Source organism: Candidatus Saccharibacteria bacterium oral taxon 955, from assembly GCA_010202265.1.
In the GTDB taxonomy this organism is placed as follows: Bacteria; Patescibacteriota; Saccharimonadia; order Saccharimonadales; family Saccharimonadaceae; genus Saccharimonas.
This window is the reverse complement of the sequence record CP047918.1, coordinates 521071-538304: the sequence shown is the minus strand read 5'-3', so window position 1 is coordinate 538304 and position 17234 is coordinate 521071. Positions and strand designations below refer to the sequence as shown.

General features: G+C 47.6%; 15 protein-coding genes and 1 pseudogene. 10 read left to right on the top strand and 6 right to left on the bottom strand.

Annotated features, from left to right (window positions below):
- Positions 1 to 4: 4 nt before the first annotated feature.
- Positions 5 to 1975 carry an excinuclease ABC subunit UvrB gene (uvrB, locus tag GWK75_02845; protein ID QHU91377.1) on the top strand — a complete coding sequence of 657 codons (1971 nt, stop codon included), beginning with the start codon at positions 5 to 7 and terminating at the stop codon, positions 1973 to 1975.
- A gap of 401 nt (positions 1976 to 2376) precedes the next feature.
- On the opposite strand, the gene GWK75_02840 is transcribed toward uvrB, so the two are convergent.
- Positions 2377 to 3573 (bottom strand): hypothetical protein, encoded by a 1197-nt coding sequence (locus tag GWK75_02840; protein ID QHU91376.1) that lies wholly within the window; start codon positions 3571 to 3573, stop codon positions 2377 to 2379.
- Positions 3573 to 4142, bottom strand: coding sequence for a hypothetical protein (locus tag GWK75_02835; protein QHU91375.1), 570 nt, complete (start codon positions 4140 to 4142; stop codon positions 3573 to 3575). The genes GWK75_02840 and GWK75_02835 overlap by 1 nt, the downstream gene beginning before the upstream one ends.
- A 94-nt stretch (positions 4143 to 4236) precedes the next feature.
- Between GWK75_02835 and gatC the strand changes: the two genes are divergently transcribed.
- The 8 genes and pseudogenes from gatC (at position 4237) to GWK75_02795 (ending at position 9797) form a co-directional block, all read left to right on the top strand.
- Complete coding sequence (gene gatC, locus GWK75_02830) at positions 4237 to 4527, top strand: Asp-tRNA(Asn)/Glu-tRNA(Gln) amidotransferase subunit GatC (GenBank protein QHU91374.1); 291 nt, start codon at positions 4237 to 4239, stop codon at positions 4525 to 4527.
- Positions 4527 to 5936 (top strand): Asp-tRNA(Asn)/Glu-tRNA(Gln) amidotransferase subunit GatA, encoded by a 1410-nt coding sequence (gene gatA / locus GWK75_02825; GenBank protein ID QHU91373.1) that lies wholly within the window; start codon positions 4527 to 4529, stop codon positions 5934 to 5936. The genes gatC and gatA overlap by 1 nt, the downstream gene beginning before the upstream one ends.
- Complete coding sequence (locus tag GWK75_02820; protein ID QHU91372.1) at positions 5926 to 6351, top strand: hypothetical protein; 426 nt, start codon at positions 5926 to 5928, stop codon at positions 6349 to 6351. The genes gatA and GWK75_02820 overlap by 11 nt, the downstream gene beginning before the upstream one ends.
- Before the next feature lie 2 nt (positions 6352 to 6353).
- Positions 6354 to 7810: pseudogene (gatB, locus tag GWK75_02815) on the top strand (Asp-tRNA(Asn)/Glu-tRNA(Gln) amidotransferase subunit GatB).
- A gap of 29 nt (positions 7811 to 7839) precedes the next feature.
- Positions 7840 to 8736: an NTP transferase domain-containing protein gene (locus GWK75_02810; protein QHU91712.1), complete on the top strand. Its 897-nt coding sequence runs from the start codon at positions 7840 to 7842 to the stop codon at positions 8734 to 8736.
- 109 nt (positions 8737 to 8845) lie between these two features.
- A complete protein-coding gene (locus GWK75_02805; GenBank protein QHU91371.1) occupies positions 8846 to 9085 on the top strand; it encodes a hypothetical protein in 240 nt (79 codons plus the stop codon).
- Positions 9086 to 9104: 19 nt separating this feature from the next.
- Positions 9105 to 9422 carry a YtxH domain-containing protein gene (locus tag GWK75_02800; protein ID QHU91370.1) on the top strand — a complete coding sequence of 106 codons (318 nt, stop codon included), beginning with the start codon at positions 9105 to 9107 and terminating at the stop codon, positions 9420 to 9422.
- 81 nt (positions 9423 to 9503) lie between these two features.
- Entirely contained in the window at positions 9504 to 9797 is a 294-nt protein-coding gene (locus GWK75_02795) for a hypothetical protein (protein QHU91369.1), read from the top strand.
- A 72-nt stretch (positions 9798 to 9869) separates the two neighbouring features.
- Here GWK75_02795 and GWK75_02790 read toward each other — a convergent pair whose 3' ends face one another.
- The 3 genes from GWK75_02790 to GWK75_02780 all read right to left on the bottom strand — a co-directional run bounded on the left by GWK75_02790 (position 9870) and on the right by GWK75_02780 (position 12344).
- On the bottom strand, positions 9870 to 10256 hold the full coding sequence (locus GWK75_02790; protein QHU91368.1) for a hypothetical protein: 387 nt from the start codon (positions 10254 to 10256) through the stop codon (positions 9870 to 9872).
- A gap of 315 nt (positions 10257 to 10571) precedes the next feature.
- Entirely contained in the window at positions 10572 to 10841 is a 270-nt protein-coding gene (locus tag GWK75_02785) for a hypothetical protein (GenBank protein ID QHU91367.1), read from the bottom strand.
- Positions 10842 to 11954: 1113 nt separating this feature from the next.
- Positions 11955 to 12344 (bottom strand): hypothetical protein, encoded by a 390-nt coding sequence (locus GWK75_02780; GenBank protein ID QHU91366.1) that lies wholly within the window; start codon positions 12342 to 12344, stop codon positions 11955 to 11957.
- Between the two features lie 142 nt (positions 12345 to 12486).
- On the opposite strand from GWK75_02780, the gene dnaE reads away from it, so the two are divergent.
- A complete protein-coding gene (gene dnaE / locus GWK75_02775) occupies positions 12487 to 16251 on the top strand; it encodes a DNA polymerase III subunit alpha (GenBank protein QHU91365.1) in 3765 nt (1254 codons plus the stop codon).
- On the opposite strand, the gene GWK75_02770 is transcribed toward dnaE, so the two are convergent.
- Positions 16252 to 16788, bottom strand: coding sequence for a TrmH family RNA methyltransferase (locus GWK75_02770; protein QHU91364.1), 537 nt, complete (start codon positions 16786 to 16788; stop codon positions 16252 to 16254).
- Positions 16789 to 17234: the final 446 nt, after the last annotated feature.

The following is a 17234-nucleotide window of genomic DNA, read 5'->3' as shown; positions in this document are numbered from 1 at the left end:
AGAGGTGAGTAAATTTCGTCTCTCTTCAAAATACCAACCAACCGGCGATCAGCCGACGGCGATCGCTAGACTGGTTGATGGTCTAGAAAAAGGCGTAAAAGAGCAAACCTTACTTGGCGTAACTGGTTCTGGCAAGACCTTTACGATGGCAAATATTATCGCTAAGCGTAATACACCTACGCTAGTTTTGGCCCACAATAAAACGCTCGCGGCTCAGCTTTTTTCGGAGTTCAAGAGTTTTTTCCCTGATAACGAGGTCCACTATTTTGTGAGTTACTTTGATTACTATCAACCAGAAGCTTACATCGCCTCGAGTGACACTTATATTGAAAAAGATTCGGCAATTAACGAAGAGATTGATCGCCTACGTCACGCCGCTACGTCGGCGCTATTATCACGCCGGGACGTCATTATCGTTGCCAGTGTATCGTGTATTTATGGTATTGGTTCGCCAGATGATTATGCTGAGATGTCAATTGTAGTACGACGCGGCGAGCGACGAGTTCAGGATAAATTTATCAGGCAACTGACTGATATTCAGTATTCGCGAAATGATATTGATTTTCATCGTGGGACTTTTCGAGTGCGCGGTGATGTTGTTGACGTGTTTCCGGCGGGGAGTGATTTAGCGTATCGTATCGAGTTTTTTGGTGATGTTGTCGACCGTATCACACAGATTGATCCACTAACAGGTGAGATTCTTGACGAGCCAGCTAGCTGTAGTATTTTCCCATCGAGTCACTATGTTACACCAAAAGAAAAGGTCAAGCGTGCGATCGAAAATATTCGCTTGGAGTATGAATCGCGTCTAGCTTGGTTTGAGAAACATGATAAGTACCTCGAGGCGCAACGTCTTGCCCAACGCACGAAGTATGACCTAGAAATGCTAGAAGAAACCGGTTTTGTCAAAGGTATCGAAAACTATTCTCGGTATCTAACGAACCGTGAGCCAGGCGAACAGCCAGCTACGCTACTTGATTATTTTCCAGATGATTTTTTGTTACTTGTTGATGAGTCGCACGTGACAATCCCTCAGGTTCGCGGTATGTACAATGGTGATCGAGCGCGCAAGGAAGTACTGGTGGAATATGGTTTTCGACTACCGAGCGCGCTTGACAACCGTCCACTCCGGTTTGATGAATTTGAACGTCATATAAATCAAGTAATTTATGTTTCCGCAACCCCAGGACAATATGAGCTAGATCACAGCCCAGAACCTATTCAGCAGATTATCCGCCCTACTGGACTGCTTGATCCAGAGATTATGGTGCGTCCAGTTGATACGCAGGTAGATGATTTAATCGCCGAAATTCGTGACCGTATCGCGAAACATCAGCGTGTACTTGTGACAACGCTAACCAAACGTATGGCCGAAGATCTGTCGGGACATCTAGTCGAGCTAGGTATCAAGACTGCTTATATCCATAGCGAGATCGACACGCTAGAACGAGGTGATATCTTGCGTGATCTTCGCATGGGTGTTTACGACGTTCTGGTCGGGATCAATTTGTTGCGCGAAGGGCTTGACCTGCCTGAAGTCTCGCTGGTGGCGATTCTTGATGCAGACAAGGAAGGGTTTTTGCGATCAGAAAGCTCGTTGATCCAAACGATCGGTCGTGCAGCGCGTCATGTTGAAGGCAAAGTGATTATGTATGCCGATACGGTTACCGATAGTATGAAACGGGCAATTGACGAGACTGATCGACGACGCGAGATCCAGTCTAGCTATAATCTTAAGCACGGAATAACTCCCCGAGGCGTTGACAAGGCAATAGACGAGGGGCTAAGGGCAATTATTCCACAAAAAGATGAAGATAAAAAAGACAAGATCAATCTCAACAAAATTCCGAAAGATGAATACGCTAGCCTAGTAAAAGACCTCGAGGGCCAGATGAAGCTGGCTAGCGCAAACTTAGAATTTGAGCGGGCGGCTGAGCTTCGGGATTTGATAGCCGAGATAAAAGGTAAAATGTAGTCGGCTCGCGTCGATAGCGTCAGCCCTTGCTTGCCAAGGCATACAAAATATGATAAAAAGATAAGACTGCGTAATCCCGCGTAGTGGAACGTCTATATTAGGGGTGACTTAATGTATGATGGTCTGGATAGTCAGGTAAACAGAAGTGTTGATATACTCATGTGTGCCTACGATTACCTAGAAAGGAGGGGCAGTCCCTCGTTCGACCTGGATTTGGTCGAGGGTGCAAGCATGGTAGCAAGTATCTCCGAGCTCGACGACGATCTGAGCAGGAGGTGTGGGCGATGAGAGAGGAGATTGCATCTGAGATCGAGTATTGCATACAAGGAGGTTGCTAGGGCGTACTCCATATTCAACCCCTCTTCTGCGTCTATGAATGTAGGCGCAGAAGAGGGATTTTATTATTGGGAGAAGATGATTATTGAGTAGGGGGCAAGGTCAACACTCGCGTTTGTAGCGTCTTGAGCACCGATTGCATCAACTGGAAGTTCGGGGAAATCAGGACTGTAGCCTTTCCATGAGCTATTGAAGCGAGTTATCCATGTGCCGGGCAGCGGTAGTGCTAGGTGATAGTCGTGTAGGGTTTTGTTGCTGAAATTAGCGAGTACAAGTACATCGTCGTCAGGTCCACCCGCTTTCCAACGGTGATAACCAATTACATGGTTGTTATCATCCTGATGAAATATGGCTGTGTGTTGGCCTGAGAGACCAGCTGTATTGTTGTAGGTGTTCTGTCTCAGGTCTATCAGGTGTTTGTGTGCCTCGACGAAGCCGGCATACTTATCGATATGTTGCCATTCTAGTGCTTGCCAATCATTAAATGCTCCTTCTTGGAGGAACTCGGCGCCCTGTAGGATCATCGGTATACCTGGCGCGGTTAGAGCCAGGGCGGTTGCCAAGAGTGACTTTTGGCGCGCAGTCAGACTAGTTGGATCTTCTGGAGTAACCGCATCGTTTAGTCGGACTGACCCGTTGGCGGCTGTGTCGTGTGAGTCACTGAAAATCACCTTTTCAAAAGCATCACCGTTATATGATCTTTCGAGTTCGTAGCGAACGCCAGCTAACGTTGGCGTGATAGATGGCGTGAGGCCGAGCGCGTCGCGGAGTGCGTGAGGAAAGCCAAGTTCCCACTGGGCATCAAACGCACAACCTGACTCATTGCGTGGCTTGGTGATGTAGGCGCTGTTGGCGCAGTCTTCGGCAATAATAATTGCCTGGGGGTTGATCTTGCGCGCTAGTTCAACAATATCTTGAAGCAAATACCACGCGTCAGCAATGTCGTGTTCGGGGTCGTTGTCTCGTCCCTCGGTATTTCGCATGTAGATAGTTGAATCAACGCGTAGTCCATCTAGGTGATATTCAGTGAGCCACATGGTGATATTGTCGAGGATAAATTGACGAACCTCGGGTCGACCATAATCTGGCCGTCCGCCCCACGGCGTGTCGCCACGAGTATCATTATAGAAGTAGATTCCACCTCTGTCGTTTTCGCTCCAGCCGTCATATTGCCATAGATCACTGTCGCCGAAGAAGTGGTTGTAGACGACGTCTAATATGACGCCCATGCCTCGTTTGTGGGCCTCTTTGACGAATTTCATCAGTCCATAGCGCCCCCGAGCATACTCTCGACGCTGTAGATGTAGTTTGGTGCGTAGCCCCAGCCGTTTGAGTACGCCATGCTTGTTACGGGCATGAGTTCGATAGTCGTAATGCCAAGGTCTCGTAGATAATCAAGCTTTTCGATGGCGGTATCAAATGTTCCAGTAGTTGAGGCGTCGGGGCGGTTAAACGTACCGATATGTAGCTCGTAGATTATCTGGTGTTCTTTTGGGGGTGGTGTATAGTTGTCGTTTTCCCAGTCGAAATCATTGTCGACCACAACCGAAAGCCCGTTATCGCTTGATGTGATTGCGCGAGCACGCGGGTCGTTTTTTTCGAGAATTGTGCCGTCTGGGGTCTCAATGTAGTATTTGTACTGCTGACCTGGTTCGACGTCTTTGATTTTAATAGACCAGTAGCCGCCAGGCTCTTTTGTCATGTCGACAGGACCATCTGGAGTGAATGTGCCGCCAATCTGGACATTGATAGCAAATGGCGCCCAGACACGAAATTCTGCCCCGTTTTTATATAGAGTTACGCCGAGATTTTTCTTTAGCTGATGGCTCATTCTACGATACATTATGAAGCATAAGCGACAAAAGAAAAAGCCAAGGAGGATTGCCCCTTATCATTGGTCTCTTGTCGGTGTATAATTGGCTATAATGAGTACAATAACTAACGATGATGCGCGACACCTCGCACAGTTAAGCAGTTTGCAACTTTCTGATGATGAGGTTGCGGATCTTCAGGTCGACCTGAAGAATATTTTGAATTATATCGATCAATTAGCGGAGCTTGACACAACTGGTGTTGAGCCGACTTACCAGGTGACAGGACTTGAAAACATTTGGCGCGATGACGTTATTGATGTGTCATCGGTAGGGCGTGAACAGCTTCTCACTTTGGCGCCTGACCAGGCAAATGATAGCGTGAAAGTGCCACAGGTACTCTAATGTCAATCGCTTCTCTCGTGTCGTCAGTCTATTCTGGTGCAACTACCGCTCGAAAAGAAGTAGAAGCAGCCTTAGCGCGCGCTAAGAGTGCCGAGGAATATAACGCAATCCTCAATTTGACCGAGTCTCGCGCTTTAGAGCGTGCTGACAAGATAGATGAACGTATTAAAAAGGGTGAAAATGTTGGTCCGCTGGCTGGTGTGCCGTTTGTTGTCAAGGATAATTATCTAGCATTTGGCGCTCCGTCGACGGCGGCTAGTAAGATTCTCGAAAACTTTGATGCGCCACTTCAGGCGACAGTTGTTGAAAGGCTTGAATCGGCTGGAGCGATTTGTATCGGCAAATCCAATCTAGACGCTTTTGCACATGGTGGATCGACCGAAAACTCAGCCTTTGGCGTGACACATAATGCGATTGACAAGTCAAAAGTGGCTGGTGGCTCAAGCGGTGGCTCGGCAGTTGTTACTGCGCTAGATATTGTGCCGTTTGCACTTGGCAGTGACACGGGTGGCTCAATTCGTCAGCCGGCAAGTTTCAACGGTGTATTTGGTATGAAGCCAACCTACGGTATGAGCAGTCGATACGGAGTTATTGCGATGGCGTCAAGTACCGATGTGATGGGTTGTTTTGCGAGGTCGGCCGAGGATGTTGCGTTGATCGAGAGCGTCATGGCGGGGCAGGATCCACGCGATATGACGACATTGCCTGATTATTTTGAAGCTAAAGAAAAAATTGCTCCTGGACAAAGGATTGGTCTTATTACAGAAACTATGGGCGAGGGCGTAGACAAAGACGTCAGGGCGGTTGTGAATAATTACGCTGAGAGGCTACGAGCGGCTGGACATACGGTCGAAGAAGTCAGCATGCCAAGCGTTAAGTATGCTCTAGCAATTTACTATATCGTAGTGCCGGCCGAGGTAAGTAGCAATCTAGCGCGTTATGATGGTATTCGCTATGGTCGTCGTGCCGAGGGTGCAAAAACCCTGGCAGAACTTTATGGGCGATCACGGGCTGAGGGTTTTGTTACCGAGAACAAGCGCCGTATCATGATCGGTAGCTATGTTCTCTCGAGTGGTTTCTTTGACGCTTACTATCTCCAGGCACAAAAAGCACGTACAGTGTTGATAAACGAATTCAACGAACTATTTAAACAATATGATTTCCTATTGACGCCAACTGCACCAACGCCAGCGTTTGGTATCGGTGAAAATGTGTCTGATCCTGTAAAAATGTACTTGTCAGATGTCATGACCGTACCAGCAAGCCTCGCTGGTCTGCCGGCAATTAGCATACCAGCTGGAGTCAGTGGCGACGGTCTGCCAATTGGCGTTCAGCTGATTGGTAAAATGAAAGCAGACGCCGACGTGATTGCTATGGCTGGTGAAGTGGAGGTCGCAAATGGACGCTAATCCCGCAGTTGTACTGATCCTGATAGCGATATTTTTAGTGGCAGTTGTCGGGGTAGTTTATCTAGTATTCACCCGCAAAAGTAGTCCTAAGCTTAACATCGAGAAATACCAGACAAAATGGCTGGCAGTCGAAAATAGTGTTTCGCGCAATAACTCAGCGAGTTGGCAGCTAGCTATATTTAATGCTGACAAGCTAGTTGATCTAGCGCTCAAAGAACGGCGGTTTGCTGGTCAAACAATGGGTGAGCGCATGAAGTCTGCAGAAAAAGTGTGGAGTAACGCTAATCACATATGGGGCGCGCACAAAATTCGTAATCGACTGGCGCACGAAACTGATGTCCATCTCACTTACGAAACGACTTTGCGCGCTTTGACTGCATTTAAGCAAGCACTTAAAGATTTAGGAGCTATCTAATGATGACTGATGAAATTCTCGCAAAATATGAGATGACAATCGGTATTGAGTGTCATGTCCAGTTAGCAACCAAGACGAAGCTATTTAGTCCGGCTGACAACGATGCGCGTGACGCCGAGCCAAATAGCAAAGTGCACCCGATTGATTTTGGCTTACCGGGCATGTTGCCAGTTCTAAACCGTCATGCAGTCGACCTAGCGATCCGAGCTGGCAAAGCACTTAATGCGCCGATTGCTAACGTTTCTAGGTTTGACCGTAAACATTATTTTTATCCTGATTTACCAAAAGGCTACCAGACTAGCCAGATGTATCAACCGATTATTCTTGCTGGACATGTCGATGCGCACCTAGAGGATGGCTCAACTGTCAGGGTGCGAATTCATCATGCCCACATGGAGGAAGATGCTGGCAAGCTTACGCACCATAGTGGCTATAGTTTAGTAGATCTCAACCGTGCCGGCACGCCATTGATTGAAATTGTATCTGAGCCTGACATCCACTCGCCAGTCGAAGCGCGAGCCTATGCCACTGAGCTTCATCGTCTCATGACGTATGCTGGGGTGACCTACGGCGATTTGTATCAGGGTAACATGCGGTTTGATGTTAATATTTCAGTTGCACCAAAGGGATCAACAGAGCTTGGTCGACGTGCAGAGGTGAAGAACCTTAATTCATTTCGCAGTGTTGAGCGAGCTTCTGAATATGAGTTTCGTCGTCAGGTAGAGCTGGTTGAGCGGGGCGAGACGGTTGTCCAAGAGACGCGCGGATGGAATGACGACAAGGGTATAACAACCAGTCAGCGAAGCAAAGAAGACGCCCAGGACTATCGTTATATGCCAGACGCAGATATTCCGCCAATTGTCCTGACAGATGAGGAGATTGCCTTGATTCAGGCTGATATGCCGATGCTCCCAGGTGAGTTCCGCAAGATTCTAGAGGGGCGGGGTTGGATTATGCGATGACTGAGATCGCACTAAATATTCCTGAAGCAGAGGTGCGAGATTTTATAGTAAGGATTGCGGTCGGCACTGATGGTGAGATTCGGCGACGAATTTTGAACTGGCTGATCATCGATGTCCAAGGTAGGGTTAGCGCTGGTGATGACACCTGGGACGACAAGCACCTAATGCCTGATCATATGGTGGCGCTTGCAGAAATGGCAGAAAAAGGTGAGATTAGCAGTAATTCAGCGGTTACAGTTTTGTTTGAGATGCTTCTAACTGGCGATGCACCACGGATGATCGCTGAGGCAAAAAACTTGCTTCAGGTTAGTGATGAGGGGGCGGTTGCTGAGATTGTTGACGCTGTTCTAGCTGATCCAGCTAGCGCTTCAAGCATCGCAGATATCAAAGCCGGCAAAGAAAAGGCGATCGGCTACCTGGTTGGTCAGGTCATGAAGCGGTCAAGAGGGCAGGCAAATCCAGCACTTGCTCAGAAGCTGATCCGCGAGAAACTCTAATTAGCGGCTCGAAAGATAAGGAGGATATGATGAAACGACCGACAAAAGCAATTATCCCAGCGGCGGGATTTGGTACGCGGTTTTTGCCACAGACAAAAGCTATGCCAAAGGAAATGCTACCCTTAATCGATAAGCCAATTATTCAATATGTTGTTGAAGAGTTGGTAGCGGCGGGAATCAAAGATATCATTATTGTTGGTAACGCTAATAAACGACCTATCGAGGATCATTTCGACTTACCGAGCGCTGAACTTGTCGCCAATTTGAAGGCTGGTGGTCCAAAAAAACAGCCGTATATTGATGTTATCGAAAAAGTATCTAGTATGGCGAACTTTATCTACGTACGCCAAAAAGGTCCATATGGCAATGCGACGCCATTGCTTAGCGCCGCCCACCTGATCGGTGATGAACCGTTTATCTACACTTGGGCAGATGACTTTTTCACGCCAGAGGCCAACTCAACCCAGCAAATGATCGACGCTTATATGAAGCATGGTGGCGGTGTGTTTGCCTGTAAAAAAGCTCAAGCCGACACGGAGTACGATTCGTATGGGTTTGCTGATGGCGAAATTGTCGGAGATGGCTTGATGAAAATGTCAAAAATTATCGAGAAACCGGGCAAAGACAATGCTCCATCTGATCTTGCGAGCGTTTCTGGTTATCTGTTGCCAGCGGAAATTATGCGTTATATCGAGCGTGCCGAGCACGACCCTAGGGCGGGTGAGTTCACTTTCCAGCCGTTTGTTCAACAGATGATTGATGATGGTCATGATTTCTATGCAAAAGAAATTGTCGGAGCGGATTTTTATGACACTGGAAACCCACTCTCGTACTTGAAGACGGTTGTCGATTTTGGGCTAGCTCACCCTACATTTGGTGTTGAACTAGCTGAATATATGAAAAAGCGTCTTGAAGAAAAATCATAAATACTAACATTTTCGTGCTACTTATGCCATAAGCTAGTATACTAGTGGTATGGCCCGTTGGTTATAGCGGGCAAGTAGCCAAAATTAAATAAAAAGGAGTGTCAAATTCATGGAATGGGCACAAATACTGGTCATTATACTGTCGGTATTTCTCGCACTGTTCTTGCTTCTCAGTATGATCCTCGTCGTACTCCTTATCAGAGTGACGAAGCAGATCAAAACTGTGACAAGCGTTGCGGAACGGACTGCGGTCAAATTTGAGAAGACTGCCAGTAATATAGCGGCAGTGACGTCGCCGATCGCTATAGCAAAGCTGATCACGTCGTTTTTCAAAGATAAGAAAAAATAAAACCACAAAAGGAGGATTTATGTCAAAAGGTAAATTTGCGCTTGGAGCAATCATTGGTGCGGCCGCTGGCGTTGTCGCTGGTATTCTCACGGCTCCAAAATCAGGCAAGGAAACTCGGGCTGATCTACGTGCAAAGGCCGAGGAGATGAAAGCTAGCGCTGACAAGGTAGCGTCTGACGTCAAGGCCAAGGGTGAAAAGGTCTACAAAGATACCCGTAAGCAGGTGGAAACTGCGGTCAAAGACGGCAAGAAAACGCTTGACGATTATCGCGATCGAGCTGAACGCGCCGTAAATAGCGCCAAAGCAGAGCTTAGCGAGAGCAAAAAGAAATCATAAGCTTGCCAAATAAATAAAAAGACGACATACTAGCATAAACGGTATGTCGTTTTTTATCTACGGCGTGAAAGGACTTAAACGATGAGGCTCAAGTTTTGGAAAAAGCTCAAAACAGATGTCAGAAACGAAAATGAAAAAGGTGCACGTGTTGCGGTGCTCGAGGATTTATTCAATGATTTCAATCGAAGTCAGCTGACGATTTATAAGTTTAATTTTATCCGTGGGGTATTTTTTGGGCTGGGGTCAGTGATCGGGGGCACGGTGGTGATTGCTTTGATTATCTGGTTGCTAAATGTCATCGGCTGGCTAATCCCAGGTGTGGCAGGGTTTGTAAATTCGGTTGTTGATGTGATGCAAAAGACTGTCTCCCGTTGATTTGTGACCAAAGACAAAGAAAAAGCCCCAGCTCGCCACCCCTTTGAAAAGGGCGGAGAGCTGAGGCTAAAATCACTGTCCCGGTCCGCGGGTGACAAAGGTCACCCGCTTTTCGGAGACCCAGAGGCCCGATTCGTGTCTCTGTACCTCGTAGGTAACTAGGTTTCCGACTTGGGCGCCTTTGCAGGCGCCCTGGTCATCCCGGCACTCTACTTCAGTGCCGTCTGCCAGAGTCAATTTGACTCCGTTAGCGTCGGTCGTCGTAGCGACCACGACGGACGCTTTTTCGACTACCTTCCCCGAAAGAGTCAGGGAAGAGAGTACCATGACGAACCCGAATGCGGTGAAAAGCAACACGGGTATGGTTTTGAGGATACTTTCCTCATCCCCGATCATGAAAAAAATTGTGGTCGCTCCGATTCCGATGATGACAACTCCGAGACAGAGGTATATGACCATCTTACACCTTTCTACTAGATGATCTTATCTGTATGGTAGCATATAATTTACAAAATGTCAATATATTTTAGCTATAATCTACTATTTTAAGAGATAGCTTTTTCATGAATTCTATACAAAGAAAAAGCCCCAGCTCGCCATCCCTGATGAAGGACAGAGAGCTGGGGTAAAGACTACTGTTCTGGGTGCGAGACTAGTATAACCTCGCGCCGTTCGATCCACATCCCAGATGTGTGCCACTTTGACCTATATGTTACCAGGTCGCCTATCTTGGCGTCCAGGCACGCCTGCTGATCAGGCAGGCACTCTACTATATCACTGTTCGCCATCTCCAGAGACCGGCCTTCCCCAGTGAACACTTTTACTACGACTGACGCTTGTTCGATCTCCTTTCCTGACTCGAATAAGGTGATGAAGCACGCGACGGGCATTAGTAAGGCAACTATGGCCATAAGCGTGCCTATCCAGCACGCTACTCCCCTCCATTCGTAGCGCATACTTAAGTATGCTATAGCTACACCAGCGACGATAATCAGTATCTCCAAGCACAGGTACAAGATCATGATGCTCCTTTCGTGTAGACATGATCTTACTCATATACAAACATATAACTTACTATATGTCAATTGCAGCGGTAAATAGTAGGTGTAATTGGTGTAAATTGCATCTCTAGACAAAGAAAAAGCCCCAGCTCACCACCCCTTTGAAAAAGGGCAGAGAGCTGGGGTGAAATCAGCCTTTGGATTTTTGAGATACTTGGATAAACTCGAATTCTCTCCAAAGGCCAGACCAGTTATAGTCTCTGTACATGACTACGTCACCTGCATGAACCTCCTAGCAGCGATGCTCGTCGGCCTCATGACACCTAATAGTTATCCCGTTTGATAACTTGAGCGACCTACCCATAGGTCCAGTTATCACCTGATCGACAACCGATCTGCGAAGGTCGATACTCGAAGGAGGAAATATCCTCGCCACAATTACCATTATTATAATTGTTGGTATCGACAACATGATTATTGTGAACGGGAATAATATCCTGTATCGTTCGCTGATAAAAATAACAGCAAACACCGCCGCTACTAATACTAGTGCGATAACGAGGGTGACCATGACCGGCTCCTTTCATCTAGGCATGATCTTATCCTATTGCAACATACTACGCATAGTATGTCAATGAGAGCTTATGAAGGTATCGTACTGAGACGTCTCCAGGGGGGGCGATCTCTCGATATAAGAAAAGCCCCAGCTCGCCACCCTTTGAAAAGGGCAGAGAGCTGGGGCGAAGATCACCGATCTGGGTGCGAGACCAGTACGATCTCGCGCTTCTCGACCCAGAGCCCAGATTCGTGGTTCTGGGTCTGGTAAACTATCATATCTCCTGCACGCGCTTCGTAGCAGGCTTTGTGCCTAGGCTCGCAGGAGATGGTCGCCCCATCCGCCATGGTTAGCTCCGTTTTGCCGGAGCTTTCGCTGACGGCGGTGACAACAGCCATGTGACTAGTCACACGACTAGACAGAAAGCATGCGGACACTATCAACATAGTACCCGCTATCACCGGTGCCGTAGCTAGTGTCACGACAACGGGCAACTTGAAACGTATTTTGTCGGACAACAGTGCAACTAATATGCCCAAGCCGACACCTATTATCCCTATGATAGCGTATAGGGTCATTTCATCCTCCCTAGGGGGTAGCTTAACGTGGGTCCTCTGTTGCGAGAATAACCTCTCGCCTCTCAATCCAGAGTCCAGACTCATGCCACTTGGTGCCATACACCACCAAGTCGCCGATTCTGACACTCGCACATATTTGGTTATCTGGCTGACACGGAATAGTGTCACCGTTTGCCATCAAAAGCGATCTTTTTTCGGCCTCTTCAATCGTCACTTTTGTGACAGTAGAGACATGATCAACTTCTTTGTTTGAGTTGAGGAGGGCGCATACAGACATCGCCCCACCTGTTACTAGAGGTATTATGAACATCATCGACGACAGCCATGGGCCTAGACTGTGGCGCTCGCTAAATACCGCACTTACAACCCCTGCGGCTATTAGCAACACCCCCAGACAAAGGTACAAGATCATGACACTCCTTTCATAAATACATGATCCTAACTGTATATCAACACATAGCTCATAAAAAATCAATACCTATAAGTGGAAACCTATAGGCTTGGTTGTTTTTACTACACTTTTAGGTCTCGCGATGGGCTATAATATAAGTAATATGAGTGATTCTACGGAGGGGTCGACAAAAAATGATACTTCGCTGATGCCAGATGGTTCTGGCAAGATAGCAAAGCGTGGAAATGATCTCAAGCCGAGTGATTTCGTACATCTACACAATCACACCTATCACTCGGTCCTAGACGGCTTGACAAAAGTTGATGAGCTGGCTGCAAAGGTCAAAGAGTTTGGCATGGAGGCGGCGGCGGTGACTGACCACGGTACACTAAGCGGCGTTCTCGATTACTACAAAGCGGCAAAGGCCGAGGGAATTAAGCCGATTCTTGGGATTGAGACTTATGTCGCGGCACGTTCGCGTTTCGACCGTGATCCGAGCAAAGACAAACAGCGTTTTCACCTGACGGTTCTAGCAATGAATAATCAGGGCTACCAAAATCTCATGAAACTTTCGACCAGAGCGAACCTAGAGGGGATGTACTATAAGCCGCGAGTTGATCATGACCTGCTCGAGGAGCTAAACGAAGGGCTGATTGTGTTATCTGGTTGTGCGAGCGGTGAGGTTGCTGATGCTTTACGAAATGATGATTACGACAAAGCGAAGCAGACAGCTCAGTGGTATCGAGGTGTATTTGGCGATAGATACTATCTAGAACTACAGGATCATGGACATCCAAAATCCAACACGCACTGGGATGTTCAGGCAAAAATTAACGATGGTATCATGAAGCTCTCAAAAGAGCTATCGATCGACATGGTGGTAACCTGTGATGGACATTACCTCACACACGACCACCAGGACGCGCACGAGATATTGCTCTGTGTTGGAACGGGAGCGTATTTGTCGGACGAAAAGCGTATGAGCCTCAAAGAATTTGAGCTTCATCTGACTGATCCACGTGACATAATCGACCACTGGGGCGATGAATATCCCGAGGTCGTGCGCAACACCAAAAAAGTCGCCGATCGCTGTAATGTCGAGCTTGAGCTAGGCAAAATCTTGATTCCTAAATATCCTGTTCCTGGTGGCGGTACGGAGCATGACTACCTGAAGCAGTTGGTTTATCGTGGTCTAGCAAATCGCTACCTCAAGATGTCGCGTGAGGAGACGAGTAAGCTCGAGCCAGATGATATAATTCCAAAGCTCGGCGACAATGTTCGTGATCGTGCGAAGATGGAGATAGATGTCATGGCCAATATGGGCTACGAGGGGTATTTCCTAATTGTTCAAGATTTTATCAACTGGGGAAAAGACCGCGGTATTGTATTTGGCCCAGGGCGTGGTTCGGCGGCGGGGAGCATTATCGCCTATGCTCTAAATATCACCGATCTTGATCCTCTGAAATATGGCTTACTATTTGAGCGTTTTCTAAACCCTGATCGTATCAGTATGCCAGATATTGATGTCGACATTCAGGATACGCGTCGTGACGAGGTGATTCAGTATTGCGCCGAAAAATATGGCGAGGATCATGTTAGCAACATCGTTACATTTGGTAAAATGTTTGGTCGCATGGCGGTGCGTGATGTCGCCCGTGTGTTGCAGGTGCCGTATGCCGAGAGCGATCGTTTAGCAAAGCTTGTTCCGCCGCCAAACCAGGGTAGGCATATTCCACTCAGTAAAAGTATTGTCGATGATGTTGATCTGAGGCATGAGTATGAAAACAACCCAACCGCCAAAGAGGTGTTGGATTATGCGATTCAGCTTGAGGGGACGATTCGTAGCCATGGCGTACATGCCTGTGGAGTGGTGATTGCGCCCGATGATCTGGTGAAATATATCCCACTTGAAATGGCGCAAAAAGGTGTGGTTGCTACTCAATTCCCAATGGGTGAGGTCGAAGAGCTAGGTCTACTCAAGATGGACTTTTTGGGTCTATCTAACCTCACGATTATAAATAACGCCATGCGCATCATCCGTAAAGTTTACAAAGAGGAGGTTAATCTCTCCGAGCTACCGCTTGATGATGAGCCGACTTTTGAGTTATTCCAGCGCGGTGATACGACTGGCGTATTCCAGCTTGAGTCGGCTGGCATGAAACGATATTTGCGTGGTCTTAAGCCAACGGTTTTTGAGGATATTATCGCGATGGTTGCTCTGTATCGACCGGGGCCGATGCAATTTATTGATAGCTTTATCAAGCGTAAGCATGGACAGGAAAAAATTACTTATCTACACGAAGGTATGCGTAGTTCGCTTGAAAACACCTACGGAATCCTCGTTTACCAAGAGCAGTTCATGCAGATTTCAAAAGAATGGTGTGGGTTTACTGGCGGTCAGGCGGACACGTTGCGTAAAGCAGTGGGCAAAAAGAAGATCGATTTGATGAAAAAGGTCAAACCAGAGTTTGTCGAAGGTGCGATTAAGGTTGGTGGCGCTACCAAGGAGATTGCCGAGCAATTTTGGGGTGCGCTAGAGGAGTTTGCAAATTACTGTTTCAATAAGAGCCACGCAGCGTGTTATGCATTAATCGCTTATTGGACAGCATATCTCAAGGCGCATTATCCTGATGCCTTTATGGCGGCTCTGATGACGAGTGACCATGACGATATCGATCGCTTGGCGATTGAGATTACCGAGTGTCGTCACATGGGTATCACGGTGCTAAATCCAGATGTCAACCAGTCGTATGTAGAATTTGCGGTGGTGCCAGCGGCCAAGCAGATTCGTTTTGGTATGGCGGCGGTCAAAGGCGTAGGGGTTGCTGCGGTAGAAGAAATTATCAGGGCACGAGACACAGGCGGTAAATTTGTAAGTGTCGAAGATTTCGCGAAACGTGTTAGCGCTAGCAAGGTGAATCGTAAGGCCTGGGAGGCGCTTATCAAGGCGGGAGCGTTTGATAGTTTGGGTGATCGGTCTGACTTGCTGTTTAATCTTGATAGTATACTAGCGTTTTCATCGAAGTTGCAAAAAGAAGCTCTTTCGGGGCAAGTTGACATGTTTGCAGCTTTAGGTGGAGATAACCTCATGCCGAGTATCGAACTCAAGACCTCGCCAGTGAAATACACCGAAAAAGAACAACTAATGTGGGAGCGAGAGCTGCTAGGGCTGTATATATCGGCTCATCCGCTAGACAACTACGATGCGTTTTTTGAGGAGCAGACCATTCCTCTTAGAAGTGTCACACCTAAGATTGATGGCCAGAAAGTGACAATTGGTGGGCTGGTTGCGACGATTCGTACCATTGTTACGAAGTCTGGTACAAAGATGGCGTTTGTCGGGCTGGAGGATAAAACCGGCGAGGGTGAAGTGATTGTATTTCCAAAATTATACGAACAGCTGGGCGACTCGTTGCGTCAGGACGTTGTCCTGAAAGTGACCGGCAATGTTTCAGCACGTGACCGTGAGGGCAATCTCGGCGATGAGGCAAAGATGATTGCTGATCAGATTGATATCGTGAGCGACAAGGAGCTTCGTGAGTACGAGAGTCACGGACGCAAGATGGTCGCGCCGACTACTCAGGCTACCGTATCCCGTAAACGCTACCAGGCAAAGAATAAGCCCGTAGAATCAACGCCAAAAGCCGTAAAATCAGCGAGTGTCAATAACCAACCACGAGAAGCGGTTGATGTGCCACTTGAAACGTTGCCGACGGCTTATGTAAGGGTGGCGAATCCAGATGATCATGAAAAACTTCTCGCCCTCAAAAAGACTTGTGGGCTTCATCCTGGCCAGAGTGACATTATCATGGTGCTAGGTGATAATAAATCATCAGCAATTCGTCTGCCGTTTCGGGTTGACCTCGCAGGAGAGTTGCGTAGTCGGCTGATTGAACTGCTGGGTGATGAGTGTGTGGCGATTAAGTAGCTAGGATGTAAGCGCATAGAGTGCGATACCGGTGGCTACAGAAACATTAAACGACTCTTTTTTGCCACACATAGGGATTTCTATGGTGTCGTGGACTTTTTTGAGAAGTTCTGGCTCGATTCCGTGAACTTCTTCGCCAAGCAACAGGGCAATCTTGTTGGTTGGTTGATAGCGATGTATGTCGATAGAGTTCGGGGCTTGCTCAAGCGCCACTAGTCGATAACCCGCTATATCTAGCGTGCCTAGATCTAGTGTGTCGTGATATTCAAATGGGACGATTGCTTCTGCGCCAAGGGCAGTTTTGTGGATGTCGCGCGTGATCTTTTGCCGAACGTGAGGTAACCTAGGGTCTTTTTGGGTTACCTTGCTATCGATATGAGCACGCGAGGGGTTTTTGGGGTCTAGAGAAAGCTCGGGGTAGGGCGTGTAGCCACTGAGGATAATACGTTTCACGCCAAAACCTTCGCAGGTACGAAAAATACTACCGACGTTATGGGTTGAGCGGATATTGTGAGCGATTACGATAATTTCTGACATGGTTGGTCTAATTATAATACATATGAAATACCCCTTTGCGTCACGTTATCGCGACACAAAGGGGCGTCTTGGTCAGAGGACTACTACTCTTGCTGGGTGCATGCCCCAGCCTAGGTCGGCGGCGACAATCTCAGGTGGACCGAAAAGCCACCACCGTCGTCTTGTCTTTACCCTCGCGCTTCTCTTTCCCGGCGCCAGGACACCATCGATTAGGTGGGGTGTATCTTTCAAAAAGACGAGAACAGCCGACGTTTGTTGTAGCTCAGGCCCGTAGATGCACTCGTCCCAATCCAGGTAACGGTACCCGTTACGAGCCGGTACTGTGTGCCTCCGTGTAAAAAACATCTCAAGTATCCTTCCTCTAGAGACTTGGGATATTATATCATGAAATTTAGATATAGGTAGGAGTGGTGAGCGTCTGGATGCGATAGGCTACAAAAACCACA